This is a genomic window from Microbacterium esteraromaticum (assembly GCF_016907315.1).
Lineage (GTDB): Bacteria > Actinomycetota > Actinomycetes > Actinomycetales > Microbacteriaceae > Microbacterium > Microbacterium esteraromaticum.
In genome coordinates, this window is record NZ_JAFBBS010000001.1 from 2343550 (window position 1) to 2370027 (window position 26478).

Consider the following 26478-nt stretch of genomic DNA (forward strand, 5'->3'; position numbering starts at 1 on the left):
GAGGAGGGACGATGAAGTCAGGAAGCAGGAAGAGAGCGCTGGCCGGTGTCGCCGGGCTCGCTGCCGCAGCGGTCGCGCTCAGCGGATGCTCTGGATCGGGAGACCCGGGCGACGGTGAGAAGATCACGCTCGAAGTGCAATCTGCGATGGCAGAGGGGACGCCGCGCTACGAGGCGCTCACCGCACTCGCGAAGGCCTATGAAGAGGAGAACCGCGATGTCAAGGTCGACGTCGTGGCCATGGGCAACGACTACGAGGGCGACATGAAGGTGCGGATGGGCTCGGGCGATCTGCCGGATCTCTGGGCCACGCACGGCTGGTCGCTGCTGCGCTACAGCGAGTTCCTCGAGCCCCTGAACGAGCAGGCCTGGGCAGACAAGCTCAATCCCGTGCTCGACGCGACCATGAAGAACGACGACGGCGAGTTCTTCGCGCTGCCGCTGACGACAGATGTCGCCGGCATCCTCTACAACAAGACCGTGCTCGAGGACGCTGGGGTCGATCCCGCGTCGCTCGGTGACATCGACGCATTCGATGAGGCGCTGGCGAAGGTCAAGGACGCCGGTGTCGTGCCGATCTCGAGCTCCGGCAAAGACGACTGGTTCGCCGGCAACGTGGCCGACTGGCTCGGTTCGGGTTCGTACGACGACGCCCAGTCGAAGAAACTCGCGGATGGTGAGTTCGTCGACAGCGGCTTCGAGGCCCTGTTCGGCAAGCTCGACGAGTGGGCGAAGGCCGGCTACTTCAACCCCGACTTCTCCTCGGCGACGAGCGACGACATCGCCACGGCCCTCGGGCAGGGCAAGACCGCGTTCGTGATGATCCAGAACAGCCTGGCGCTCAGCGCCAAGCAGTTCGTGCCGGACGCGCAGCTCGGCTTCATCCCCGTGCCGGCGATCAACGGCGATCCCGAGTACCTCATCGGCGGCGAGGGGGTCGCACTCGGTGCCTGGCGGGACGGCGAGAACAAGGAAGAGGCCCTCGATTTCCTCGCGTTCCTCGCAGAGCCCGAGAACATCGAAGAGTTCGCCAGCGAAGACGGCAACCCCGCCGGCCTGACCGACATCGACGTCGACCTCGGCGATCTGTCCGACAGCTACGAGCAGTTCTTCACGCCGGGTGAGGTGCGCATGGTGCCCTACTTCGACCGCGCCTATCTGCCGAACGGCATGTGGAACACGCTGATCTCCACGACGGGCGGCATCATCACCGGGCAGACCACTGTCGACTCGGCGGTGAAGCAGACCGAGGCCGAGTTCGGAACGCTGTACGGTCAGCAGTAGCACCGCGCGCGTCCGGGGTGGCCCTCGGCCATCCCGGACGCACTGGAGGATCGATGACCGTCACCCGCACACCGCGTCCTACGGATACGGTCTCCGTCGTCACGCCCTGGTCACGCAGGAGGCCGCGAACGAGCAGCATCTTCCCGCGTAGGCTCAACTGGTTCTACGTGCCAGCGCTCGTGCTGTTCGCCGTCTTCTCGATCTACCCGCTCATCAGCGGCGTGAGTCTGTCGCTCACCAACTGGAACGGGTACAGCCGGGGCAAGGCGTTCGTCGGTGTCGACAACTACCTGCGCCTGCTCGACGATGACGTGTTCCGCACAGCTCTGGTGAACACCCTGATCTACGGTGTCGGCAGCACGATCATCCAGCAGGTGCTGGGGCTCGGCCTCGCGGTCGTGCTCGACCGCGTCGTTAGAGGGGCATCCCTTCTGCGCGCCGTGATCTACCTGCCGGTGATGGTGTCGCCCGTCGTGCTCGGCACCATGTACTACCTGATCTTCCGGTACAACAACGGCGCCCTGAACGACCTGCGTGCGCTGTTCGGTGCCCAGCAGGTCGCATGGCTGTCGGATGCCACGGTCGGCATCACCGTGATCGTGGTCGTCAACTCGCTGCAGTTCGTCGGCATCTCGATGGTGATCTACCTGGCAGGGCTGCAGGGCGTGCCCACCGAGTACTACGAAGCGGCGCAGCTCGACGGCGCGACATGGTGGCAGAGCTTCCGCAGCATCGCGCTCCCGCTGCTGCAGCCGGCCTTCGCCACGAGCATCGTGCTCAACCTCATCGGCGGCCTCAAGCTTTTCGACGTGGTGCAGGTGCTCACCGGCGGAGGGCCGGGCCACTCGACCCACTCGGTGTCGACTCTCATAGGCGAGACGTACTTCTCGAACCAGGCCGCCGGCTACTCGGCGGCGATCGGCGTCGTGCTTTTCGTGCTCATCGTGGCGGTCACCTTCGTGCTGAACGCGCTGCTGAACCGAAAGCGGGTCGAGCTGTGAAGAACGTCTCGACGCCGTCGAAGGCTCTCATCTACGCAGGTCTCGGCTTCATTGCCCTGCTGCAGCTGCTGCCCTTCTATTTCGGCCTCACCACGGCCTCCAAGCCCAAGACCGACCTGACCTCGCCCTGGGTGTTCCCCGGTCAGATCCACTGGGCCAATTTCCAGACGGCGATGCAGCAGGGCAACATCCTGCAGGCGATCGGCAACAGCGCTCTGGTGACGCTCGTCTCGACCGTGCTGGTGTGCGTGCTCGGCGCATTCACCGCCTACCCGCTCGCGCGGCGCATCACCCGCGGCAATCAACTGGTCTATGCGTGCATCATCAGCCTGATCATGATCCCGCCGCTGTCGGTGCTCGTGCCCCTGTACACCCTCATGAAAGACCTGGGCGGGCTGAACACCCACTGGGGCATCATCGTCCTGATGGTCACCGGCAACCTGCCACTGGCGGTCTTCCTCTACACGGCGTTCATGCGCAGCCTGCCGGTGTCGATCGAAGAGGCCGCGACCGTCGACGGGGCGGGCCCACTGCAGGTGCTGTTCCGCATCGTGTTCCCGATGCTGCGGCCGGTCACCGCCACGGTCGCGATCCTTGCTGGCGTCGGCATCTGGAACGAGTTCGCGCTGAGCACCTATTTCCTGCGCACCGACGAGACGCGCACGATCGCGCCAGCGGTCGCCGGCTTCTTCGCCTCGCAGGGCAGCAACCCCGGCGCTGCGGCCGCGGCCTCGCTGCTGTCGGTCGTGCCCGTACTGCTCGCGTACCTGTTCCTTCAGCGCAGCTTCATCAAGGGCATGGTCGCCGGCTCGCTCAAGTGAAGGGCGGTCAGCTCTGCGGCACGCGGTACTTGAAGCCGACGTGGGATCCGACGTAGCCGAGGCGCTCGTAGAAGCGGTGCGCGTCGGTGCGAGCGGCGTCGGAGGTGAGTTGCACCATCGCGGCGCCGAGCGCGGGAGCCGCGTCGTCCGACACCCAGCGCATCACCGCCGATCCGATCCCGCTCGAGCGCAGATCGCCGCGCACCCGCACCGCCTCGACGAGCAGTCGGCGCCCGCCCTGCCTGGCCATCCCGGGGATCGAAGTGAGCTGCAGGGTGCCCACGATCTCGCCGTCGAGCTCGACGACGAGCAGGTCGTTCTCGACGCTGGCGAGGATGTCCTCCAGCGCGCTCAGGTACGCCGGGCGATCGGCATCCGACGCCTGATCCCCGCGGGATGCGCTGATCGGGTCGTCGGCGAGCAGCGCGATGATCCCATCGGCGTCGGCCGGCGTCGCTCGCCGCAGCAGCGCGCGCCCTGCGCGCGACTCGATCAAGTGGGGAAGCGGGATGGATGCCAGCATGCACCCAGTCTTGCAGCATCGCCGAGACCCGCGCAGACGCAGGCACCCCGTGCTGCAGCTGCCTGCAGCACGGGGTGCCTGTGATGCCTCGCGATGAGGGGGATCAGGCCGAAGCGGCCTCGTCGTCTTCGAGCTGTGCGTCGACGCCGGCCTCTGCGCGCTGCTCCGGCGTGATCACCGCCGGCGCCTCGGTCAGCGGGTCGAAGCCGCCGCCCGACTTCGGGAAGGCGATGACCTCGCGGATCGACTCCGTCTTCGTCAGGTGCTGCATGACGCGGTCCATGCCGAGCGCGATTCCGCCGTGCGGAGGAGCCCCGAACTTGAACGCCTCGAGCAGGAAGCCGAACTTCTCATCGGCCTGCTCCTCGGTGATGCCCATCACGTTGAAGACGCGCTTCTGCACCTCTTCGCGGTGGATGCGGATCGAGCCGCCACCCAGTTCAGAGCCGTTGCACACGATGTCGTACGCGTAGGCGAGGGCAGAGCCAGGGTCGGTGTCGAAGGTGTCGGCGAACTCGGGCTTGGGGCCGGTGAACGCGTGGTGCACCGCCGTCCAGGCGCCCGACCCCACCGCGACGTCACCCGAGGCGACAGCGTCGCCGGCGGGCTCGAACATCGGGGCGTCGACGACCCAGGTGAAGGCGAACACATTCGGGTCGAGCAGTTCGAGGCGGCGGCCGATCTCGACGCGGGCGGCACCGAGCAGTGCGCGGCTCGCCTTCGTCTCACCTGCGGCGAAGAACGCGCAGTCGCCCGGCTTCGCACCGACGAGGTCGGCGAGGCCGGCCTGCTCTGCCTCCGACAGGTTCTTGGCGACCGGGCCGCCGAGCGTTCCGTCCTCGTTGAAGAGCACGTAGGCGAGCCCGCGGGCGCCGCGCTGCTTGGCCCAGTCCTGCCAGGCATCCAGCGTCTTGCGCGGCTGCGAGGCTCCGCCGGGCATCAGCACGGCACCGACGTACTCCGACTGGAACACCCGGAACGGCGTGTTCACGAAGTACTCGGTCGCTTCGACGAGCTCGAGACCGAAACGAAGATCGGGCTTGTCGGAGCCGTACTTCGCCATGGCATCGGCGTAGGTCATGCGCGGCAGCGGGGTCTGCACGTCGACGTCGATGGTCTTCCACATCGCGACGATGAGCGACTCCATCATCTCGATGACGTCCTCCTGCTCGACGAACGACATCTCGATGTCGAGCTGGGTGAACTCGGGCTGACGGTCGGCGCGGAAGTCCTCGTCGCGGTAGCAGCGGGCGATCTGGAAGTACTTCTCGACACCGCCCACCATCAGCAGCTGCTTGAACAGCTGCGGCGACTGCGGAAGCGCGTACCAGCTGCCAGGGTGCAGGCGCGCCGGCACGAGGAAGTCGCGGGCGCCCTCGGGCGTCGAACGGGTCAGCGTCGGCGTCTCGACCTCGACGAAGTCGCGCTTGTGCAGCTCGTCGCGGATCGCCTTGTACACGTCGGAGCGCAGGCGCATCGCGGCAGCCGGGTTCGGACGACGCAGGTCGAGGTAGCGGTGCTTCAGACGCACCTCCTCGCTGATCGGGTCGGACTCGGCCAGGCCGCTCGAGACCTGAAAGGGGAGAGGTGCCGACTCGTTGAGCACGACGACGTCGGCCGCGATGAGCTCGATCTCGCCGGTGGGCAGGTTGGGGTTCTCGTTGCCCTCGGGGCGGCGCGAGACCTCACCGGTCACCTGCAGCACGAACTCCGAGCGCAGCGGGTGAGCCACGTCTTCATCGCGGATGACGACCTGCGCGATGCCCGACGCATCGCGAAGATCGATGAACGCGACGCCTCCGTGATCGCGGCGACGATCGACCCAGCCCGAGAGGGTGACGGTCTGACCGATGTGCTCGGCTCGCAGTGAGCCTGCCGTGTGTGTGCGAAGCACGGAGATTCCTTCTGATCGGGGAAAGGCGAACCCGCCCAGTCTACGTGGCGCCCCTGATCGCGAATCCGCGTGACCTCGGCCCGCGATACGGTGGGCGGGTGACGGCACGACGACTCCATCTGGTGCGCCATGGCGAGGTGCACAACCCCGCGCGCGTGCTCTACGGGCGCCTCCCCGACTATCACCTGAGCGAGGCCGGGCGCCGGATGGCGCACGACGCGGCCGAGCACCTGGCATCCGCCGGCCGGCAGGTGAGCGAGCTGCGATGCTCGCCGCTCGAGCGCACGCAGGAATCGGCCGCGCCGTTCACCGAGCTGTTCGGACTCGACGCCACCCACGATGTGCGCATCATCGAACCCGCGAACGTGTTCGAAGGCCAGCGGATGTCGCGCGCTCTGCGCAACCCCTTCAACTGGCGCCACCTGCGCCGGCCGTCGGTGCCCAGCTGGGGCGAGCCGTACACGTCGATCGCGACGCGCATGCGCGCCGCGATGGACGAGGCCTGGGATGCCGCGCTGCGCGGCCCGTCGGTGCACGACGGAGACATCGTGTTCGTCTCGCACCAGGCGCCGATCTGGATCACGCACCTCTCGATCGCGGGAATCACCCTGCAGCACGATCCGCGCACCCGGCGCTGCGCGCTGTCGAGCATCACCTCGTTCGAGCGCGTCGGCGACGTGTGGCGAGAGGTGGACTACGTCGAGCCGGCGGACAAGGGCGTCGACCTCGGCGCGGTCTGACCGCTCCGACTGATCTCGAATCGCTCATCTGGCGGTTGCCGGCCCTGAGGTCGCCATTCGCGCGATTCGAACGCGGACGCCGGCTCAGCCCATCGCGAGCTCCTGCACGATTCCGATGGCGGCGAGCTGACCGGCTGCAGCAGCGAGTGTGACGGCCGCCATGACGCCGGGGACGCTCGCCCGATGCGCGAGGTCGCCCGCCGCCGAGACTCCGGCGAGCGAGGTGCGCCCCATCTCGTCGATCTCGATCGCGCCGCTGGGCAGCATCCGCAGGCCCAGCTGATCGGCGAAGGGAGCACGCTGGCGCATCGCGGCGTTGGTCACGAAGAGCCCGTCGACGCCGACGGCCGTCCCCGCGGCGACCCTCACGCCCTCCCCGTCCGGTGCGACCGACGTCACCGGCGCCCGGTGCACGACGGCGCCCAGCGATTCCAGCTCCGCACGACGGTCGTCGTCCAGCGCGCCGTCATCGAAGACGACGATCGAGACGCCGATGGGGCGCAGCATGCGCACGATGTGCTCTGCGCGCTCCGCTCCCAATACGCCGACCGTGCGTCCGGCGAACTCGTGCCCGTCGCAGAAGGGGCAGTTGAAGGCGCGCACGCCCCACAGCTCAGCCAGGCCGGCGACATCCGGCAGATCGTCTCTCATCCCCGTCGTCAGCATCACCCGCGGCGCATGCTCGACCGTGCCGTCTTCGAACCGCACGGTGAAGCCGCCGTCCGCGGGCGAGACCGCGCTGACTCTTCCCTGGCGGAGCTCGATCGTGTCGTACTGCTGCAGCTGAGCTCTCGCGGTCGCTCGGAACTCGGCAGGCGCCGTGCCGTCATTGGTCACCACGTTGTGCATGTGCAGCACGGTTCCGTTGCGGTACTCGCCCGAGTCGACGACAAGGGCCGAGCGGTGCATCCGCCCCAGCGTCAGGGCCGCCTGCAGTCCGGCCGGTCCTGCGCCGATGATGATGACATCGCTCATGTGCGTCCTCCTGAAGGGTCCCGATCTTGCGGTCGCAGCCAGTCTGTGACTTCATGTCAACATGAAGTCAAATGTCGAGCGCCCCTTCTCGGTGGGCGAAGTCGCCGAGCGCTTCTCGCTGCCCACGAACGTGCTGCGCCACTGGGAATCGGTCGGCCTGCTCTCCCCGGCGCGAGACAGCTCTGACCGACGCCGCTACAGCCGCGACGACGCCGTGCGAGTGGCCGTCATCCTGCGCAGCAAGGCGGCGGGCATGAGTCTCGACCAGATCGCTCACCTGCTCGAACGCGACATGGCAGGCAGACATCGTGTGCTGCAGACGCACATCGACGACCTCGACCGCCGCATGGAGGAGATGCGACGCTCCAAGGCGATGGCCGAGCATGCGCTGAGATGCTCGGCACACGACATCTCCACCTGTCCGCGATTCCGCGCCGAGCTGTCGGATCTGCTCGCCGAGTTCCCGGAGGGTCACGACGGCTCAGAGCGCGCATAGGATCCGCGCGTACGATTCCCAGCGTGTCCGTGCCTGCTCGTTCCCTTCGCGGCGCCTGGCGCATCGGCGCCGCAGCGCTCGCCGCGACTCTCGCCATCGGCTTGAGCGCGTGCGCTCCCGACCCCATGGTCGAGGCCTACAAGAACGGCGATCAGAAGGCGTACACGGCTGCTGACTTCCGCGTCGACTCGATCCCTGCCGGCGACCGTGCAGAGCCGGTCGACTTCGGCGGCATGACCGAAGACGGCGAGAAGTTCTCGAGCGACGACATCCGCGGCGAGGTCGCGGTCGTCAACTTCTGGTACGCGGGCTGCGGACCCTGCCGCGCCGAGGCGAAAGACCTCGAGGCGACGTGGCAGAAGCACCAGGCAGACGGTGTGCAGTTCATCGGCGTGAACATCTACGACCAGGCCGACACCGCCAAGTCGTTCGCGAAGACCTACGGCGTCACCTACCCGAGCCTCATGGACGCCACCTCCGGTGACGCCAAGCTCGCCTTCGCCCGGGTGACGCCGATCCAGGCGCCGCCGACCACCCTCGTCATCGACCGGAAGGGCCGGGTCGCGGCCCGCATCATCGGCCCGATCGACGGCACCTCGATCCTGTCGACCCTCATCAAGGACGCGCTCAAGGAGAAGGCGTGAGCCCGGATGCCGTGATCGGGGCCGGCGCGCTCTGGATCGCCATCCCGCTCGCCCTGCTCGCCGGTCTCGTGTCGTTCCTGTCTCCGTGCATCCTGCCGCTCGTGCCCGGCTACCTCGGGTTCATCGGGGGAGCGGCCGGAGCCACCGCCTCACCCGAGCGTGCACGACGCAGCCGGATGCTGCTCGGCGTGCTCCTGTTCATCGCCGGCTTCACGGTGGTGTTCGTCGCCTACACGGTGATCGGCGGCGCAGCATCCACCTTCTTCCTCGAGTGGGGCGACCTGATCACCCGCGTCCTCGGTGCCGTCGTCGTGCTGATGGGTCTGATCTTCCTCGGCCTGTTCGGCTTCGCGCAGCGTCAGTACAAGATGCAGGTCAACTCGGCCACCGGCCTCATCGGCGCACCGCTGCTCGGTTTCACGCTCGCCATCGGCTGGGCGCCCTGCACGGGACCAACGCTCGGCGCCATCATCAGCGTGGGCTGGACCCTCGGCGATCCGTGGCGCGCCGGGCTGCTCGGCGTCGCCTACTCGCTCGGCCTTGGCATCCCGTTCCTGCTCGTCGCCCTCGGCTTCGGCTGGGCGACGAGCGCAACCGCTTTCCTGCGCCGCCACATCCGCACCGTCAACATCATCGGCGGCGCGCTGCTGATCGTGCTCGGCCTGCTGATGATCACCGGCGTGTGGACCCAGATCATGTCTCGACTCACGGCGGTGATGAGCAGTGTCATCCTCCCCCTCTGACCCCTCCGACGGCGCGGCAGCGGCATCCGATCCGCTCCGCCCGGCCGACCACATCGACTCGGCACCCGCCGACGATAGCGAGATCAACCAGCCGAAGCTCGGGTTCGTCGGATGGCTGCGCTGGGGCTGGCGTCAGCTGACCTCGATGCGCGTGGCGCTGGTGCTGCTGCTGATCCTCGCCATCGCCGCGATCCCCGGATCGGTCTTCCCGCAGCGCACCGCCGACCCCAACGGCGTCGTGCAGTACAAGCAGAACAACCCCGACATCTTCCCCGCGCTCGACGCGATGCGCATGTTCGACGTGTACTCGTCGCCGTGGTTCTCGGCCATCTACCTGCTGCTGTTCATCTCGCTGATCGGCTGCATCATCCCGCGCATCAAGCACCACGCCAAGGCGCTGCGGGCCCAGCCCCCACGCACCCCTGCACGGCTCGGCCGGCTCGAGAACCACCGCTCGGTCGTTCGGGATGCCGGTGCCGCCGGCACGACAGACGCCGCCGTCTCGATCGACATCGCCGAGAAGCAGCTGAAGTCCCTCGGCTATCGCGTCGCCCGCTACGACCGCGGCAGGACGTGGTCGGTGTCGGCGGAGCGCGGCTACTGGCGTGAGACCGGCAACCTGCTCTTCCACGTCGCGCTCGTCGGCGTGCTGGTCACGGTCGGCATCGGCGGCGGTTTCGCCTACACAGGCCAGCGCGTGGTGATCGAGGGCGCCAGTTACGTCAACACCCTCATCGACTACAACTCGATCAACCGCGGGCGCTTCGTCGCCGACGACTCTTTCCAGCCCTACGCGCTGACACTCGACTCGTTCGACGTCACCTACGAGGACTTCGGCACGCCCGGTGCCGGCCAGGCCGGCAACTTCGCCGCCAACCTCACGGTGCGAAACGTCGACGGCTCGAAGAGCAAGGGCACCGTGCGCGTGAATCACCCTCTGCACGTCGGCGGCGACAGCATCTACCTGCTCGGCAACGGGTACGCGCCCACCATCACCGTGCGCAACGCGGAGGGCGAGAAGGTCTTCAGCGGTCCCGTCGAGTTCCTCCCGCAGGACAGCGCGATGACCTCGCTCGGCGTCGTGAAGGTCACCGACGGCATGCCAGAGCAGCTCGGCATGATCGGGTTCCTCTACCCGACCCCGCTGAAGATGAAGAGCGGCGCGTACACCTCGGTGCACGGCGCGCTCAACCTCCCCCTGCTCACCCTCGACGTGTACCAGGGCGACCTCGGCGTCGACGGCGGCAAGCCCGTGTCGGTGTTCGAGCTCAACACCGACGGTCTCGAGAAGCTCAACGGCCGCACGACCGACGAGAAGTCGATCGAGCTGCAGCCCGGCGAGACCGCCGACCTGCCCAACGGCCTCGGCACGGTCACGTTCGAGAACGTGTCGCCGAAGGGTGCGAAAGACACGCTGCAGTCGGTCAAGCGCTACGTGTCGCTGCAGATCCACCACGACGCCTCGGCGCCATGGGTGCTGGCGTTCGCACTGCTCGCCCTGGGCGGGCTCGGCCTCGCCCTGTTCGTTCCGCGTCGGCGCATGTGGGTGAAGGCCACGGCATCCGACGACGGAATCCACCTCGAGTACGCCGGCCTCGCGCGCGGCGACGATCCGACCCTCGCCGCCGCCGTGGACGATCTCGTCCGCGGACACGGGCGGCTTCTCGACGCGGCCGCGCCCGACAGCGCGACCTCCGCACAGGGAGACTGACACATGCCCGACCTCGATTCCATCTCGATCCTGACGCTGTGGACGGCCATCGCCGTCTACGCCGGCTCGTTCATCGCCTACGCCTTCGACCTGGCACGGCGCTCCTCGGCGACGGCCGCCGCCGTCGAGACCCCGGCTCTGGTCACCGCAGGAGGTTCGGATGCCCGTGGCGCCGCGTCAGCGGCATCCGGAACCGGCGCAGCCGCAGCAGACGCGGGGAAGGGCGGGAAGCCGAAGTACATCTTCGCCCGCATCGGAACCGCACTGGCGATCCTCGGCTGGCTCTTCCACCTCACCGCGACACTCACGCGCGGTTTCGCCGCCGGGCGCGTGCCGTGGGCGAACCTGTACGAGTTCGCGATGATCGGCACGCTGCTGATCATGGCCGTGTACCTGGTCATGCTCACCCGCATCGACCTGCGCTACCTGGGCACGTTCATCTCGGGTCTCGTCGTCGTGCTGCTGGGTGCCGCTGCGGCCAACTTCTACGTCGAGGTCACGCCGCTCGTCGACCCGCTGAAGTCGGTGTGGCTGGTGATCCACGTGTTCGTCGCCTCGCTGTCGACCGCGCTGCTGGCCCTCGCGTTCGCGCTGTCGGTGATGCAGCTGATGCAGTCGCGCCGTGAGCGTCGCGTCGCCGAGGGAGACGAGAACGCCGGCCCCGGGTTCCTGCGCACCCTGCCGAACACCGTGCGCCTCGAGAACATGGCGTACCACTTCTCGGTCGTCGGCTTCATCTTCTGGACCTTCACGCTGATCGCCGGTGCGATCTGGGCGCAGGACGCCTGGGGCCGCTACTGGGGCTTCGACGTGAAGGAGACCTGGACCTTCATCATCTGGGTGCTCTACGCCGGATACATCCACGCCCGTGCCACCCGCGGCTGGCGAGGCAACCCGTCGGCCTGGCTGTCTATCGTCGGCTTCACCGCGGTGATCTTCAACTTCGCCATCGTCAACGTCTTCTTCAAGGGTCTGCACGCCTACTCCGGCCTGAGCTGAGGTCGCGTCTCGCCGCCGAGGTCCGGGTTCGCCGGTACAGGCTGATTCGCGAGGACAGGATGGATGCCCGTGAAGGGGCCTGTTCTCGCGAATCGTCCTGTTCTCGGGCGCGCGTGCCTTGCCGGATGAGTCGCGTCCGGGCATCCGGGAGCAGTCCCGGATGCCCGATCCGGATGCTAGGCCGCGGCCAGCACGGCCTTGGCAGAGGTCGTGCGGCGGGTGGCCACGGCCAGGGTGGCGGCTCCCAGTGAGAGCACCGCCCAGACGACCAGGCCGGCGAAGGCCGCGCCGCTGGGGGCGATGAGTCCGCTGAGCGCGGGCGCGGTGGGCATCGCCGCGCCGAGTGCCGCGAGCCACGACGGCACGGTCGAGATCAGGCTCGTCGCCAGGGCCACGACGCCCACCAGCGCACTCACCCAGCGTCCGATGCCTCCGAGCACCGCGACGAGGGCCTGGTTGATCGCAGCGAAGGCGGTGCCGGCCACGACCGCGAATCCGGCGAAGCCCCACCACTGGGCTGCGTCGTACTGGGCCACGATCTGCACGACCAGCGCGACCAGCAATCCCTGCGCGGCCCCGAGGCCGGCAGCCGGCCAGAATCCGCGCAGCACCATCCCGATCGACGAGCGACGCGAGGTGAGCGTGCTGCCCGGCACGGCGCGCAGCACGATGAACGATGCCAGCGCTCCGAACCAGAGGACGACGGCCGAGAGCAGCGGGATCGTGGTCGGGCCGAACATGTCGTCGGAGTCCGAAGACGACGCGACCGGGTCGGCGATCACCGATGCGAGCGAGGTCGACTGCTCGTCGTCGAACGACGGCAGCGAGGTCGACGCGGTGTGCAGACCGTCGGCGAGCTCACCGGTTCCGGATGCCAGTTCGTCGAGCCCGTCCGAGAGCTCGCCCGCCCCGTCACCGAGAGCGGTGATGCCGTCGCCGAGCTTCGAAGCGCCGTCGGCGATCCCCGAGGCGCCATCGGCCAGGCCCGTGGCGCCGTCGCCGAGTTTCGAGGCGCCGGTGCCGACATCCACCATCCCGCCCGAGAGCTGGCGCGCCCCGTCGGCTGACTTGTCGATGCCGTCGGCGATCTGCCCCACACCGCCGCCGAGTGCGAGGGCCGCGTCGCCGGCGCTCTTGAGGGGTGCGGCGAGCTGCTGGGGAAGTCCCTTCACGTTCTCGGCGACGGGCGTCATGTAGCCCGAGACCGTGCCCGCATCGGTGGCGGTCTGCTTCGCGGAGTCGACGGCGGCGCCCGCATCCTCTGCCGCTGCGGCCAGGCGCCCGCAGAAGTCCGCGCCCGATGCAGCAGGATCGCACTCGGCAGCCAGAGCACCGAGGCTCTGAGCGACGCCGCCGATCCTGGTCACCGCGTCGACCGACGAAGATGCTGCCCCCGCCGCCTTGCTCGCGACGAGCTGCAGTGTCTGCGCCAGCGTGTTCACCTCGCTGTCGGGAGCGGTGATGGCCGCCGCACCGCCGACGAGACCCTTGCCGAGCTGGGTCGCACCGGCTCCGGCCTCCCTGGTCTTGGTGGCGATCGTGTCGAGACCCGTGCCGAGTGAGACCGCCCCGCTGGCTATCTCGTTCGCTCCGCTGGCCAGCTGATCCGCGCCTGCTCCCAGCTGTGCGGCGCCGTCCGAGAGCTGGCCTGAGCCGTCGGCGAGCTTTCGGGCACCGTCGGCGAGCTGAACGGCCCCGTCGGGGATCTCGGCCGCGCCGTCGGCAGCCGATCGGGCGCCATCGGCGAGCTTGTCGGCTCCGTCAGCGGCGTCGCCGATCTGGTCGCCGATCGTCGTGAAGCCGACCAGCACGTTGCCGACCGTCGCCTCGCTGATCATGGTCCCCATGGTCGATGCGGCGACCGACGCGATCTGCTGGCTGATCAGCCCATCGGCGACCCGGCCGTCGGGTGCGGTGGTCACGCTGATCTCGGCCTGCTCGGCGGTGGACTCGCCGTCCTGCAGTGCCGTACCGGCAGAGGTGGCGTCTGCCGAGAACGACCGGGGGATCGTCACGATGGCCTGATACCGGCCCTCGGCCAGACCCTCGGAGGCGTCGTCCTCATTCGAGATCACCCACGTGAGGTTCGAGTCGAGCTCATCCGATCCTTCGACCAGCCCGGCTGCGAGCTGGCGTCCGAGAGGCGTGTACTGCCCGTCGATCGTGACGGGCTTGTCGAGGTTGACGACCGCGGCCGTCATCTGCTCGAGCCGTTCGGTCGGGTCCTGAAGCGCTGCGACGAGGATGCCGCCGATCATCGCAGGAAGCAGCAGCACCCCGATGAGCGTCAGCCAGGTGATGGGCCGGCGGGAACGGGCGCGTTCGATGGGGAGCGTCATGCGGTCACCTCGGTCGAGTCGGAGGTCGGGAGTTCGGCGCTCTCGCGCAGGTCGGTGACGGATGCCAGCGCGCGGCCGGCATCGAGCAGCAGGTGCTGCGCGGCATCCGGGTGGGGAGTTGTGAGCAGTACCGCGAGACCGTCGCCGGCGTCTCGCAGGCGCGCGGCGAGCTGATCCCGGTCGGAGGCGGAGAGGCGGTCGACACCGTCGAGGATCACGAGTGCGGGCTGACCGCGCAGGGCCTCGGCGAGCTGAGCGGAAGCATCCGGCTGATCGAACAGCACCACCCCGACGTGGGCGCGCACCCACGCCGCACGGCCGGGCAGCAGATGGCCGCTGACTCGCAGCCTCCCGGCATCCGGTTTCACCCGCCCGGCCAGAACGAGCGCCAGCGTGCGCAGCGCGCTGGTGCCTGCGCCGGCCACGATCAGCGACGCACCGGGGGCGAGCCGCAGGTGCGCACCGTCGATTCCGGCCGCGTCGACGACGAGGTCGTCGGCGGCGACGACGCTGCCATCACCCGGCCACCCGTCCAGCGCCCGCTCGCGCTCGACCGCCTCGCCTTCGATGTCGACGTGGGGGAGGACGCGCTGCATCCAGCGCGGGATCCGCCAGGCGCGCTCGCCGAGGATTGCCATGACCGCGGGAATCAGCGTCATGCGCACGAGGAAGGCGTCGATCGCGATGCCCGCGGCGAGTCCGAGCGCGATGGGCTTCAGTGACGAGTCGCCCTCGGGCACGAATGCGACGAACACGGCGAACATGATGAGCGCCGCGGCCGTGACGACGCGCGCGGTGCCGGAGAAACCAGAGCGCACGGCCTCGACGGCCTCAGCGCGGCCGGATCCACGGGCATGCACGAAGTCCTCGCGCATGCGAGAGACGAGGAAGACCTGATAGTCCATCGCGAGTCCGAACAGCACGCCCATGAGCACGATCGGCATGAAGCTGATGATCGGTCCGGTGCGCGCCACGTGCAGGGCATCCGCGAACCAGCCCCACTCGAACACCGCGGCGACGACGCCGAACGCGGCGACGATCGACAGCAGGTATCCGATCGCCGCAGTGACCGGCACCCAGATCGAGCGGAACACGATCGCGAGCAGGATCAGCGAGAGGCCGATCACGAAGATGCCGAACGGCAGAAGCGCGGCGCCCAGCTGGTCGGAGATGTCGATCGCGACGGCGGTGAAGCCTGTGACCTTCAGGTCGATGCCGTACTCGTCGAGCCACTCGTCGTGGTGTGAGCGCAGTTCGCGCACGAGGTCGCTGGTCGCCGGGTCGTCGGGCGCCGTCTCGGGGATGATCTGCACGATGCCCGTATCGGCGGTCTCGTTCGGAGTGGCGAGGGCCACCTCGCGCACGCCGGGCAGTTTCTCGACCTCGTCGCCGAGGTCCTGCATGAGGTTCAGCGGGTCGGTGGAGGTGACGATCGTGCCGGTGAGGATCAGCGGGCCGTTGAAGCCGGGGCCGAACTCGTCGGCGGTGAGGTCGTAGCTGACGCGCGCCTCGGACCCCTTCGGGAGCACGCCGGCGTTGGGCAGTGCGAGGTTGAGGCTGAGCGCGGGGATCGCGACGATGCCGAGTCCGACGATGACCGCAGTGGCGATGATGACGGGGCGCTTCGTGATCGCGTCGACCCAGCGGCGCGAGAACGTGGGGCGCGGAGCGGCATCCCGGGCGGCGCCATCTCGCCTCTGCTGGTCGTCGTCGGCAGCGGCCGAAGCGGAACGCCGGCGCCGAGGCCGGCCGGCGACGCGGCCCTTCAGGAACCCGAGCAGCGCCGGAGTGAGGGTCACCGAGATGGCCACGGCGATCGCGACGGCGACCGAGGCGGCGATACCCATCGTGGTCAGGAACGGGATGCCCGCGAACCCGAGTCCGATCAGGGCGATCAGCACGGTGATGCCGGCGAAGACCACCGCCGAGCCGGCCGTGCCGACCGCGCGCGCAGCGGATTCCTCGGGATCGATGCCGTCGCGCACCTGGTCCTGGTGCCTGGCGACGATGAATAGCGCGTAGTCGATGCCGACCGCGAGTCCGAGCATGAGCGCGAGCAGGGGAGTGGTCGACGAGACGGTGGCGAAGGCGGTGGCGGCGAAGATGCCGGCCATCGAGATGCCGACGCCGAGCACTGCGGTCAGCAGGGGGAGGCCGGCGACGACGAACGAGCGGAACGTGACGATCAGCACGAGAAGCGCGATCAGCAGGCCGATCGCCTCGGTGATCGTGACCGTCGGGATCGAGGTCGCGAAGAGGTCGCCGCCGAGAGCGGCCTGCGAGCTGTCGGGCAGCGAGGCCGCGAGCTCGTCGACCTGGTTCTGCAGGTCTTCTTTCACGCTCGCCGGCACATCGGTCGACTGGCCTTCGAACTGCAGGCGCACGATGGCTGCAGTCTTCTCGGCGTTGACCATGCCGGTGATGTTCTCGTCGTACGGCGAGGTGACCGCGAGCACGCCGTCGAAGCGCTCGAGGCTGTCGACGGTGTCTTCGATGTCGTCGCGGTAGGCGGCATCGGTGATGTCATCGCCATCTGCCGCGACCACGATGAACTGCGCATTCGTGCCGCTGACCTGCGGGAAGGTTCGCGAGAGCTGCTCGAGACCCGCCTGTGATTCTGTGCCGGGGATGGAGAAGGTGTTGTCGGTTCCCGCGCCGAGCGCGACAGCGCCGCCGCCGGCGACGCCCAGCACGATCAGCCAGGCGACGAGTACGCGCCACGGATGCCGGAACGACCAGCGCCCGAGCGTGGAGAGAAGGGTGGACACGCGGCCTCCGCAGAATCTCGATACACAGATGTATTGAATACGTACATGTATCGTAAGGGCATCGGGAAGCCGGATGCTGTGCACCCGATGTGAAGGAGGAGCGATGACCGCGACACGCAGCCGCGAGAACACCCGCGCCCGCCTGCTCGAGGCGGCGCAGCAGGTGTTCGCCGAGGTCGGCCTCGAGGGCGCGACCGTCGAAGCAGTGTGCGAGCGCGCCGGATTCACGCGCGGTGCCTTCTACTCCAACTTCGAGTCGAAGGACGAACTGTTCCTCATGCTCGCGGCTTCGGTCGGCGAGACCCGGCTGCAGGCCGTGCGCGAGCGCGTCTCGACGCTGGTCGGCGAGAACACGCTCGACGAGTGCGATCCGGCAGACCTCGTGCAGCAGATCATGGACTCGGGCGCAGACGACCGCGTCGGGGTCATGATGATGAGCGAGATCCGCATCCGCGCCCTGCGAGACCCCGCGTTCGGCGCCGCCTACCTCGCACAGGAGGACGAGATGGTGCGCAGCATCGCCGCCATCATCCAGGAGATCATCGATGCCGGTCAGATCACGCTGCGCATCAGCGCCGACGAGGCGGCCCGCCTGCTCATGATCGTGTGGGAGGGCATGACCGTGCGCGGGGCGATCGGGGGCCGGGACTCGGTCAGCCTGCGCCGCGCGGGCAGCGATGCGCTCGGCCGCATGGTCGAGCTGATGCGCAGCTAGCCCGCATCTCTGGCGCTGAGCAGCGCGTGGCAGCGCTCGAGGCGCTCGAACCACCATGCCCGCCGGTCGGCAGGGGCCTCGAGGCGCGCGAGCGCGGCGGCATCCGGAACCACGCGCGCAGCCGACACCGACCCGCCGACCGGACGGGCGTCGGCGACATCGTGGGCGAACAGCGAGGCGGTGCCCAGCCCGCAGTCGTACTCGAGCGCGGGAAGGGATGCCGCGAGCGCGGCGCCCTGAGACAGGCCGACCGCCGTGTCGAGCGCGCTCGAGACCACGGCGGGCAGGCCGGCCTCGGCGACGATGCCGAGCGCTCGCCGGATGCCGCCGAGCGGCTGCGCCTTGATGACGATGAGATCCGCGGCGCCGGCCCGGGCGACGGCCAGAGGATCCTCGGCCTTGCGCACGCTCTCGTCGGCCGCGATCGGGATGCCCATGTGCTTCACCCGCGTGCGAAGCTCAGCGAGTTCGGCGACGGTCGCGCAGGGCTGCTCGGCGTATTCGAGGTCGAACTCGGCGAGGGCGTGGATCGCGTGCTCGGCCTCATCGACGTTCCAGCCGGCGTTCGCGTCGATGCGGATCCGGCCCTCCGGCCCCATGTGCTCGCGCACCGCGCGCACGCGCGCGACGTCGTCGGCCAGCACCTGGCCCCGCTCGGCGACCTTGACCTTGGCCGTGCGGCATCCGTCGAAGCGGGTGAGCACCCCCGCCACGGCTTCGGCCGCGACGGCCGGCACCGTGGCGTTCACGGGGATGCGGTCGCGCAACGGCGCGGGCTGCTCGTGCCAGGCGAAGTCGATGGCGGCTGCGAGCCAGGTCGCCGCCTCGGCGTCTTCGTACTCGACGAACGGCGAGAACTCCGCCCACCCCTGCGGGCCTTCGAACAGCAGCGCTTCGCGCGTGTCGACCCCGCGGAAGCGGGTGTTCATCGGCAGGGCGACCACGCGAGCCGTGGCGAGCAGGTCGGAGAGGGGCGGCGTCATGCGTCCATCATGCCCGCGGCGTGGTCATAACTCCGGAGATCTGCGACGCGAACGGCGGTTCTGGCCACTTCGCGCGCCGACCGGCGCGATTTCTCCGGAGTTATGAACGCGGCGACCGCGTCAGCCGAGCCGCTTCTGCAGTTCGCCGAGTCGGCCGGTGGCCTCGAACCCGAGCCGGGCGTTGACGGCCAGCATGTGCTCGTTCGACTCGGCGTTGTAGGTGTAGATGCGCGGGGTCTCGGGCGAGTGTCGCTGCAGCATCCGCAGGTTCTCCAGCTTGATGCGCATGCCGAGCCGGTGCCCGCGGTCTTCTCGCCGTACCAGGGTGCCCCACTGGTAGGCGTTGCCGTCGTCGCTCGAGACCACGATCTGCGTGTATGCCGCGATGCGGCCGTTGGCGGCGAGCGCCACGGTGCCGAACGACGTGCGCCCCTGGGCCGCCTGCATCGCCTCGTCGGCGCGGTAGTCCTCGACGTCGGCCGATGCGGCCTCGATATCGAGCTCGCCGGTCGGCGCCTCGGTGTCGAGAATGGCGTCGAGTGCCGCCCACTCGGCGACGAGCTCGTCGGGCACTGGGCCGATCCAGCTGCGGATGTCGTATCCGGGCGCGGGGGCCTGGGCCGACAGTGCGTCTATCGCGGCCGGGTCGACGGGCAGGGTGAGACGGTTCTGCACGTCGCCGAGCGCGAGTGCGTAACCGTGGGTGCGAGCGAACTCGATTCCGGGCTCGCCTGCGCCGGCGTCCGGTGCGGATGCGGGCCATGCCGTCTCAGCACGCAGCGTCGTGCGTCCGGATGCCGCGGCCTCGGCCTCGATGTGGGCGAGCAGTGCCGTGCCGACGCCCTGCCGGCGGTGCGCGGGCGGGACAGTGACGCCGACGGCTGCCGAATGCTGGTTGTCTTTGAGTGGGAGTGCGAGGGATCCGCCGCCGACCACCGAGCCGCCGTGCACGGCGACGTAGGTGCGGCGCTCGGTGGTGGCCGAGCGCTGCTGCATCTCGGCGCGGCTCTCCTCCAGGGTCCAGATGAGCGCGTTCTCGCCCATGTCCGTACGCTTCGCCTCGGCGTACGCCCACCACCACAGGTCGTGCTCAGCGATGTCGAAAGGGTCGACGCGGCGGATCTGCACGGCGTAACTCATCGCCCCAGACTAAGCGCGACCTGACGCACGGCAATGTGTCATTGACAATGCTGTGCATCGCACAATATAGTGATGCGCATGGACGAGACAGAGTTCGACGGACACCTGCAGGAGCTGCGGCGCGGCACCATCGTGCTCGCCAGCCTGCAGCTGCTGCGCACGCCCGGCTACGGGTACGGGCTGCTGGAGCAGTTGGCATCCGCCGGATTTCCGACCGACGCGAACACGCTCTACCCGCTGCTGCGTCGCCTCGAGAAGCAGGGCTATCTCGAGAGCGAGTGGAACACCGACGAGGCGAGACCCCGCAAGTTCTACCGCACCTCCGAGGCGGGCATCCGCCTCGCCACCACGTTGACTCAGGAGGTCGCAGCCATCGCCGCCGCGACCGCCGCGCTCCGCGAAGAGGAGAACTGACATGACCGCCACATTGACCGATCGCTACATCACGGCGACCGTTCGGAGCCTGCCCGAGGCGCTGCAGACCGAGGTGCGAGACGAGCTCCGAGCCTCGATCGCGGATGCCGTCGACGCGCGCACCGAGAACGGCGAACCGCTCGAGCATGCCGAGCGCGCGGTGCTGACCGAGCTGGGTGACCCCGGCGTGCTCGCCGCGGGCTACGCTGACCGACCGCTGCACCTGATCGGGCCGAAGTACTACCTCACCTGGTGGCGGCTGCTGAAGATCCTGCTCGCCGTCGTACCGGCGTGCGCGATCGGCGGCGTCGCGATCGCCCAGGCGCTGAGCGGCGCGAACATCGGAGTGGTCATCGGCGAGTCGATCGCCATCGGGCTGTCGGTGATCGTGCACGTGTCGTTCTGGACGACCCTGGTCTTCTTCGTCCTGGAGCGCACCGGTGCTGACACCGGCGCACGATGGAGCGTCGACCAGCTGCCTGAGGAGTCGCACTCGGGCACCGCCCGCGCCGACCTCATCGCCTCTCTGGTGATGCTCGCGCTGTTCGCGGGTCTGCTGCTGTGGGATCAGCTGCGCGGCTGGCTGCCCTCCGACGATGCGCCCATGTCGATCCTCAATCCCGCCCTGTGGCCGTGGGGAATCGGAGCGCTGATCGCCCTGCTGGTCGTCGAGGCTGGCCTCGCCCTCGCCGTGTTCGCCCGTGGTCGATGGACGATGACGCTCGCGTGGATCAACGCCGCCATCGCGGTGTGCGTGATGAGCCTCGGGCTCACAGCGCTCGGGCGCGGCGTGCTGTTCAACCCGCGCTTCGTCGACGAGGTGTTCGTCGCCAACGGCGTCGGCGGCGACGCGGTCACCGTGCTGGCTGTGCTGAGCAGCATCGCGATCGTCGGCATCACTGTCGGCGACATGGTCGACGGCTGGCGCAAGGCCGCGCGCTCCCGGCTCGCCGTCTGACCCCGCGCCCCCTGCCCGCGGGCTCCTGCCCGGCACCCGCCGCGACCGCCCTCCGCGGCCGCCCCGCCGCGGCCGCCCCGCCGCGACCGCCGAAACCTGCACATACCGCCGAGACCTGCAGTAGCAACCGCAGGTCTCGGCGGAAAGTGCAGGTTTCGGCGTTGGGGCCGGCGGCGAACGCAGAGCCGGAGGCGAGAAGCGTGCACAGCGGCGAAGGCCCGGCGGGCGAGCGTCAGCCCTTCGTGACGCTCTCGATCATGACCGGGGTCTTCGGTGCGCCGTCGGGCCCGCCGCTCTCGGTGCCGGCTGCCGCGACGTCGGCGACGATCGCGGTGGACTTCTCATCGAGGTGCCCGAACACGGTGTAGTTCGGCGGCAGCTGGCTGTCGGCGTAGACGACGAAGAACTGCGAGCCGTTCGTGTCGGGTCCGGCGTTCGCCATCGCGAGCGTGCCGGCCTCGTAGGTCTCGGAGCCGTCGAGCTCGTCGGCGAACGAGTATCCGGGGCCTCCCGATCCGGTGGCGCTCGGGTCGCCGCACTGCAGCACGAAGATGCCGTCTGTGGTGAGCCGGTGGCAGGTGGTGCCGTCGAAGTAGCCCTGCTCGGCGAGCGAGAGGAAGCTGTTCACGGTGCACGGCGTCTTCGCCGCATCGAGCGTGACCTTCAGAGCCCCGACACCCGTGGTGACGGTGACGGGAACCTCGGCGGTCTCGACCGGCTCCTCAGCGGGAACCTCGACCTTCTTCTCCGAAGGACGACCGTCGGCCGGGTACGAGCAGGTTCCGGATGCCTCGGTCGCCGTCGACGACGGCGCAGGCGCCGATGAGCCCGGCTCTGCGGCATCCGGAGCCGAGGCGCAGCCCGTCAGGGCGAGCGCGGCAGCGGCGGTGAGGGCGAGCAGGGAGCGGCGGAGGCGGGGTGAGAGAAGCACGCCACGATCGTACGCGAGCGCGGTCGCGGAATAGGCTGAGAGCCGTGACCGCTGATTTCGTCTCCGACATCTTCGACCCGTCCGAGTGGACCCTCGCGCCCGGCGCCGAGGACTACACCGACATCACCGCGCACGTGTCGCGAGACGGCGGCGTCGCGCGCATCGCGTTCGACCGTCCCGAGGTGCGCAACGCGTTCCGTCCGCACACGGTCGACGAGCTGTACAGGGCGCTCGACATCGCCCGCCAGGATCCGCGCATCGGCGCCGTCCTGCTCACCGGCAACGGGCCGAGCCCGAAGGACGGCGGCTGGGCGTTCTGCTCGGGCGGCGACCAGCGCATCCGCGGCCGTGACGGCTACAAGTACAGCGAGTCGACGACCGAGGTGCACGACACGGCCCGCGCGGGACGGCTGCACATCCTCGAGGTGCAGCGCCTGATCCGGTTCATGCCCAAGGTCGTCATCGCGGTCGTCCCCGGAGGGGCGGCCGGCGGCGGGCACTCGCTGCACGTGGTGTGCGATCTGACGATCGCGAGTGCCGAGCACGGCCGCTTCAAGCAGACGGATGCCGACGTCGGCAGCTTCGACGCCGGTTACGGCTCTGCGTACATGGCCCGCCAGACGGGGCAGAAGATCGCCCGCGAGGTGTTCTTCCTCGCCGAGGAGTACTCGGCTCAGCGCGCATACGAGATGGGCGCCGTCAATCGCGTCGTGCCGCACGCCGAGCTCGAGCGCGAGGCGCTGGCGATGGCGCGGACCGTGCTGACGAAGTCGCCCACCGCCATCCGCATGCTGAAGTTCGCCTTCAACGCCGTCGATGACGGCATGGTCGGCCAGCAGGTGTTCGCCGGCGAGGCCACGCGGCTCGCCTACGGCACAGACGAGGCCGTCGAGGGACGCGACTCGTTCCTGCAGAAGCGCGACCCCGACTGGTCGCCGTTCCCGTACCACTTCTGACCGATGTGCTCCGCTGAGTCCGTGCCGCGGTCGCCTCGCCGTGCCGTTCGAACCCCGACCCGGAGCGTCGGGGAGGCGGGGTCGTGAGGCTGCATCCGATCGACGGCGGCGATGCCGCCGCGGTTCGGGATGCCCTTCCCGCCGCCCTCGACGGAGAGCATCCGCTCGCGCTCGGCTTCGACCCCGCGCCCGCCGAGGTCGTGCCCGACGGCACAGCCGTGGTCATCGCGACCTCCGGGTCGAGCGGCATCCCGAAGCGCGTCGTGCTCAGTGCCGCGGCCCTGCGGTCGAGCGCCGAGGCGACAGCCGCGCGGATCGGCTTCGGGCAGTGGATGCTGGCACTGCCCGCCGCGTACATCGCCGGCGTCCAAGTGCTCGGGCGCTCGCTTCTCGCCGGTGCCGAGCCGGTGCTTCTCGATGGGCGGTTCACGGCGGATGCCTTCGTGCGGGCGACCGCAGCGCTGCGCGCCGACGCCGACCGGTTCACCTCGTTCGTTCCGGCGCAGCTCGCCACGATGCTCGATGCAGCGGAGTCGCGAGCGGATGTGCGCGACGCCCTGACCTCGTACCGGGCGATCCTCATCGGCGGTCAGGCGCTGCCCGCGCGGTTACGCGACCGCGCGGCGGAGGTGGGGGTGCGGATCGTGCGCACCTACGGATCGAGCGAGACCGCCGGCGGGTGCGTGTACGACGGCATCCCGCTCGACGGGGTGCACCTGGCCGAGGTCGACGGCGAGGTGCGCATCAGCGGGCCGATGCTCGCCGACGGCTACCTCGGCGACTCCGCGCTCACCGCCCAGGTCTTCCAGACTCGTGACGACGGCACTCGCTGGTACCGCACCGGCGACGCGGGCACGGTGGCCCCCGACGGGCGCCTCGACATCACCGGCCGCATCGACAATGTGATCATCTCGGGTGGCATCAACGTGTCGCTCGATCGGGTCGAGAGGGTGGTGCGCAGCATCCCCGGTCTGGAGCGGGCCGTGGTCGTCGGCATGCGCGACGATCGCTGGGGCGAGACATCCGTGATCGTGCTCGAGGCCGGCGCAGGCGACGTCGAGGCGATGTTCGAAGAGGCCCGAGCGCTGGTCGCCGCCGAGATCGGTCCCCACGCGCGTCCTTCGCAGCTCGATGTCGTTCCCGAGCTGCCCACCCTGGCATCCGGCAAACCGGATCGAGAGACCCTGCGGCGGATGGCCCGCGACTGACGGCCCGTTCCCGGCCTGCTCACAACTCAGGAGAATCAGCCCGCGACGGCCCTCCGCTCCCGGTAGGTTGCCGCTCCTGCCCCGGACGTCCTGAGTTGTGAACGTCTCAGTGATGCAAGACTGACCACATGGCCGTCTACACGCATGGGCACCACGATTCGGTGCTGCGATCGCACAACACCCGCACCGTCGACAATTCGGCCGCCTACCTCGCACCGCACCTGTCGGCCGGCGCGCACCTGCTCGACATCGGGGCGGGGCCAGGCACGATCACGGTCGACTTCGCGAGCCGGGTGGGTCGCGTCACGGCGACCGAGATCTCCGACGGCGCCCTCGGCCTCTCGCGCGCGCTGGCCTCTGAGCGCGGCATCGCGAACATCGACTTCTCGGTCGAAGACGTGCACGCGCTGGGCTTCGCCGACGACACCTTCGACATCGTGCACGCGCACCAGGTGCTGCAGCACGTGGGCGACCCGGTGCAGGCGCTGCGCGAGATGCGCCGTGTCGCGAAGCCGGGCGGTATCGTCGCCGCCCGCGATGCCGACTACGCCGGATTCATCTGGTTTCCGCTGCTGCCCGAACTCGATGAATGGCTGAGACTGTATCGCGAGGCCGCGCGACTGAACGGCGGAGAGCCCGACGCGGGGCGCCGCCTGCTGCAGTGGGCGCGAGCCGCAGGCTTCAGCGACATCACCGCCACCGCCTCGACCTGGTGCTACGCCACCCCGGCCGAGCGCGAGTGGTGGGGCGGGATGTGGGCAGACCGCATCCTGCAGTCCGCGCTCGCGGTGCAGCTCGAGCGCGAGGGGCTCGCGACCCGGTCGCAGCTGCAGCAGATCAGCGATGCGTGGCGCGCCTGGGCGTCCGACGGCGACGGCTGGTACCTCGTGCCCCACGGCGAGATCCTCTGCCGCGCGTGAGTCCGGCCTGATCCGCCGGATACATCTCCAGACGGACGCGGGGGTGCCGTCGGCTCCCGTAGCGTGAAGGGGTGATCCGCCGCATCCCCGCACCCTGGCTCGTGCTCGACATCATCGGTGCCGTCTTCGGGCTGCTGATCACCGTTCCGCTCTCGATGACCTTCAGCTCCGGCCAGCTGAGCTTCTGGCTGCCCGATATCTCGGCGACCACCGTGCTCGTCGTGGCCTCTCTGCTGGTCTGGGGGGCCGCGGCGATCAGCCGGCTCTCGCCCCCGATCGCCCTGATCCTCGCCTGGACCGGTGCGCTTCTGCAGATGGGCGGCGGTCTGCCGCCGCTTCCGATCGATGTCGCGATCTTCGGCGTGCTGTTCGCGACATCGGCGTGGGGCACGAAGCGGATGCTGTGGCTGGGCGGCGCCTCGGCGGTGGGCGGCGGCGTACTCGGCGGCCTGTACATCGGTCTGCTGCAGTACGACGTCAACGCGGTGGCGGCTCCCGCCCCGATCGAGATGCGGCTCGTGCTGCTCAGCGTCACGATGGGGCTCACCATCGTGCTGTCGCTCGCCATGGCGTGGGGTGCGGGTCTGCTCTGGCGGGTGGTGCGGCAGAGCCGGGTCACCCGAGAGGCGCAGCTGCGCGCCGAGACGATGGCGGCCGAAGAGCAGGAGCGCGTGCGCATCGCCCGCGACATGCACGACATCGTCGCGCATTCCCTCGCCGTCGTCATCGCGCAGTCGGACGGCGCCCGTTACGCTGCGGCGGCGAGACCCGAGCTCGCGCAGGAGGCGCTGGTGACGATCGCGCAGACCGCCCGCTCTGCGCTGTCGGATGTGCGGATGCTGCTGACCCAGTTGCGTCATCGCCAGGGCGACGGCCCGCAGCCCACGCTCGCCGACCTCGAGGCGCTGTTCTCGCAGGTGCGCCAGGCGGGAGTCGAGCCACGGGTGACCGTCGACCCGATGCCGCAGGCCGACCCGCCCGGCGCCATTCAGCTCGCCGTCTACCGGATCCTGCAGGAGGCGCTGACCAACGCCATCCGTCACGGCGAGGGCGACGTCGACGTGCACCTGTCGTGGTGGGCAGAGCGCGTCGACATCACGGTGCGCAACCGCGTCCCGGCGCCGGCCGCCCCGTCCGCTCCGGGGGCGCCGCAAGCGGCTCACGGTGGGCACGGGCTCATCGGAATGCGCGAGCGTGCGCAGCTGGTCGGTGGAGCGCTCACAGTGCAACATGAGCCGAACTGGTTCACGGTGCGCGCTACGCTTCCGATCGGCCCCTCGGCGAACTGAGCGGGCCGAAGACGACCAGGAGGTCAG

At 69.3% G+C, this 26478-nt stretch carries 24 protein-coding genes; 16 read left to right on the forward strand and 8 right to left on the reverse strand.

The genetic code is table 11. From position 1 onward, the window contains the following. Window positions 1-11: 11 nt before the first annotated feature. Genes JOE67_RS11235 through JOE67_RS11245 form a run of 3 tightly spaced genes read left to right on the forward strand, consistent with a single transcriptional unit; the run spans window position 12 to window position 3105 of the window. Entirely contained in the window at window positions 12-1283 is a 1272-nt protein-coding gene (locus tag JOE67_RS11235) for an ABC transporter substrate-binding protein (RefSeq protein ID WP_204975643.1), read from the forward strand. 53 nt (window positions 1284-1336) lie between these two features. After that, entirely contained in the window at window positions 1337-2284 is a 948-nt protein-coding gene (locus JOE67_RS11240; RefSeq protein WP_204975644.1) for a carbohydrate ABC transporter permease, read from the forward strand. After that, window positions 2281-3105: an ABC transporter permease subunit gene (locus JOE67_RS11245; RefSeq protein WP_204975645.1), complete on the forward strand. Its 825-nt coding sequence runs from the start codon at window positions 2281-2283 to the stop codon at window positions 3103-3105. The genes JOE67_RS11240 and JOE67_RS11245 overlap by 4 nt, the downstream gene beginning before the upstream one ends. Before the next feature lie 7 nt (window positions 3106-3112). Here JOE67_RS11245 and JOE67_RS11250 read toward each other — a convergent pair whose 3' ends face one another. Next, window positions 3113-3628 (reverse strand): GNAT family N-acetyltransferase, encoded by a 516-nt coding sequence (locus tag JOE67_RS11250; protein ID WP_204975646.1) that lies wholly within the window; start codon window positions 3626-3628, stop codon window positions 3113-3115. A gap of 103 nt (window positions 3629-3731) precedes the next feature. Next, window positions 3732-5522, reverse strand: a complete 1791-nt coding sequence (gene aspS / locus JOE67_RS11255; RefSeq protein ID WP_204975647.1) for an aspartate--tRNA ligase — start codon at window positions 5520-5522, stop codon at window positions 3732-3734. Window positions 5523-5620: 98 nt separating this feature from the next. On the opposite strand from aspS, the gene JOE67_RS11260 reads away from it, so the two are divergent. Continuing rightward, window positions 5621-6262 carry a histidine phosphatase family protein gene (locus JOE67_RS11260; RefSeq protein ID WP_204975648.1) on the forward strand — a complete coding sequence of 214 codons (642 nt, stop codon included), beginning with the start codon at window positions 5621-5623 and terminating at the stop codon, window positions 6260-6262. Between the two features lie 84 nt (window positions 6263-6346). Here the strand turns inward: JOE67_RS11260 and JOE67_RS11265 are convergent, their stop codons facing one another. Further along, complete coding sequence (locus JOE67_RS11265) at window positions 6347-7237, reverse strand: NAD(P)/FAD-dependent oxidoreductase (protein ID WP_204975649.1); 891 nt, start codon at window positions 7235-7237, stop codon at window positions 6347-6349. 61 nt (window positions 7238-7298) lie between these two features. Here JOE67_RS11265 and JOE67_RS11270 point away from each other — a divergent pair, with 61 nt between their 5' ends. The 5 genes from JOE67_RS11270 to ccsB are packed head-to-tail and all read left to right on the forward strand — an operon-like array spanning window position 7299 to window position 11830. Continuing rightward, window positions 7299-7733, forward strand: coding sequence for a MerR family transcriptional regulator (locus JOE67_RS11270; protein WP_204975650.1), 435 nt, complete (start codon window positions 7299-7301; stop codon window positions 7731-7733). A gap of 23 nt (window positions 7734-7756) precedes the next feature. Next, complete coding sequence (locus JOE67_RS11275; protein WP_338041586.1) at window positions 7757-8377, forward strand: TlpA family protein disulfide reductase; 621 nt, start codon at window positions 7757-7759, stop codon at window positions 8375-8377. After that, window positions 8374-9120, forward strand: coding sequence for a cytochrome c biogenesis protein CcdA (locus tag JOE67_RS11280; protein ID WP_204975652.1), 747 nt, complete (start codon window positions 8374-8376; stop codon window positions 9118-9120). The genes JOE67_RS11275 and JOE67_RS11280 overlap by 4 nt, the downstream gene beginning before the upstream one ends. Further along, window positions 9101-10831, forward strand: a complete 1731-nt coding sequence (resB, locus tag JOE67_RS11285) for a cytochrome c biogenesis ResB family protein (protein ID WP_204975653.1) — start codon at window positions 9101-9103, stop codon at window positions 10829-10831. Before JOE67_RS11280 ends, resB begins: the two co-directional genes overlap by 20 nt. A gap of 3 nt (window positions 10832-10834) precedes the next feature. Next, on the forward strand, window positions 10835-11830 hold the full coding sequence (gene ccsB, locus JOE67_RS11290; RefSeq protein ID WP_204975654.1) for a c-type cytochrome biogenesis protein CcsB: 996 nt from the start codon (window positions 10835-10837) through the stop codon (window positions 11828-11830). A gap of 176 nt (window positions 11831-12006) precedes the next feature. Here the strand turns inward: ccsB and JOE67_RS11295 are convergent, their stop codons facing one another. Further along, window positions 12007-14169, reverse strand: a complete 2163-nt coding sequence (locus tag JOE67_RS11295; protein ID WP_204975655.1) for a YhgE/Pip domain-containing protein — start codon at window positions 14167-14169, stop codon at window positions 12007-12009. Further along, a complete protein-coding gene (locus JOE67_RS11300) occupies window positions 14166-16937 on the reverse strand; it encodes an efflux RND transporter permease subunit (protein WP_204975656.1) in 2772 nt (923 codons plus the stop codon). Before JOE67_RS11300 ends, JOE67_RS11295 begins: the two co-directional genes overlap by 4 nt. Before the next feature lie 103 nt (window positions 16938-17040). Here JOE67_RS11300 and JOE67_RS11305 point away from each other — a divergent pair, with 103 nt between their 5' ends. Then, entirely contained in the window at window positions 17041-17652 is a 612-nt protein-coding gene (locus tag JOE67_RS11305) for a TetR/AcrR family transcriptional regulator (RefSeq protein ID WP_204975657.1), read from the forward strand. On the opposite strand, the gene JOE67_RS11310 is transcribed toward JOE67_RS11305, so the two are convergent. Further along, complete coding sequence (locus tag JOE67_RS11310; RefSeq protein WP_204975658.1) at window positions 17649-18635, reverse strand: o-succinylbenzoate synthase; 987 nt, start codon at window positions 18633-18635, stop codon at window positions 17649-17651. The genes JOE67_RS11305 and JOE67_RS11310 overlap by 4 nt on opposite strands. A 120-nt stretch (window positions 18636-18755) precedes the next feature. Further along, window positions 18756-19775 (reverse strand): GNAT family N-acetyltransferase, encoded by a 1020-nt coding sequence (locus JOE67_RS11315; protein ID WP_204975659.1) that lies wholly within the window; start codon window positions 19773-19775, stop codon window positions 18756-18758. Window positions 19776-19853: 78 nt separating this feature from the next. Here JOE67_RS11315 and JOE67_RS11320 point away from each other — a divergent pair, with 78 nt between their 5' ends. Together JOE67_RS11320 and JOE67_RS11325 are read left to right on the forward strand one after the other, a co-directional pair. Continuing rightward, window positions 19854-20189 carry a PadR family transcriptional regulator gene (locus tag JOE67_RS11320; RefSeq protein WP_204975660.1) on the forward strand — a complete coding sequence of 112 codons (336 nt, stop codon included), beginning with the start codon at window positions 19854-19856 and terminating at the stop codon, window positions 20187-20189. A gap of 1 nt (window position 20190) precedes the next feature. Continuing rightward, complete coding sequence (locus JOE67_RS11325; protein WP_204975661.1) at window positions 20191-21147, forward strand: permease prefix domain 1-containing protein; 957 nt, start codon at window positions 20191-20193, stop codon at window positions 21145-21147. 232 nt (window positions 21148-21379) lie between these two features. On the opposite strand, the gene JOE67_RS11330 is transcribed toward JOE67_RS11325, so the two are convergent. Next, window positions 21380-22078, reverse strand: coding sequence for a peptidylprolyl isomerase (locus JOE67_RS11330; RefSeq protein ID WP_204975662.1), 699 nt, complete (start codon window positions 22076-22078; stop codon window positions 21380-21382). Between the two features lie 44 nt (window positions 22079-22122). Here JOE67_RS11330 and JOE67_RS11335 point away from each other — a divergent pair, with 44 nt between their 5' ends. The 4 genes from JOE67_RS11335 (at window position 22123) to JOE67_RS11350 (ending at window position 26451) form a co-directional block, all read left to right on the forward strand. After that, window positions 22123-23034, forward strand: coding sequence for a 1,4-dihydroxy-2-naphthoyl-CoA synthase (locus tag JOE67_RS11335; protein WP_204975663.1), 912 nt, complete (start codon window positions 22123-22125; stop codon window positions 23032-23034). A gap of 83 nt (window positions 23035-23117) precedes the next feature. Continuing rightward, window positions 23118-24242, forward strand: coding sequence for an AMP-binding protein (locus tag JOE67_RS11340; RefSeq protein WP_204975664.1), 1125 nt, complete (start codon window positions 23118-23120; stop codon window positions 24240-24242). Between the two features lie 128 nt (window positions 24243-24370). Continuing rightward, a complete protein-coding gene (locus tag JOE67_RS11345; protein WP_204975665.1) occupies window positions 24371-25162 on the forward strand; it encodes a class I SAM-dependent methyltransferase in 792 nt (263 codons plus the stop codon). A gap of 71 nt (window positions 25163-25233) precedes the next feature. Next, window positions 25234-26451, forward strand: a complete 1218-nt coding sequence (locus JOE67_RS11350; protein WP_338041587.1) for a sensor histidine kinase — start codon at window positions 25234-25236, stop codon at window positions 26449-26451. Window positions 26452-26478 lie beyond the last annotated feature (27 nt).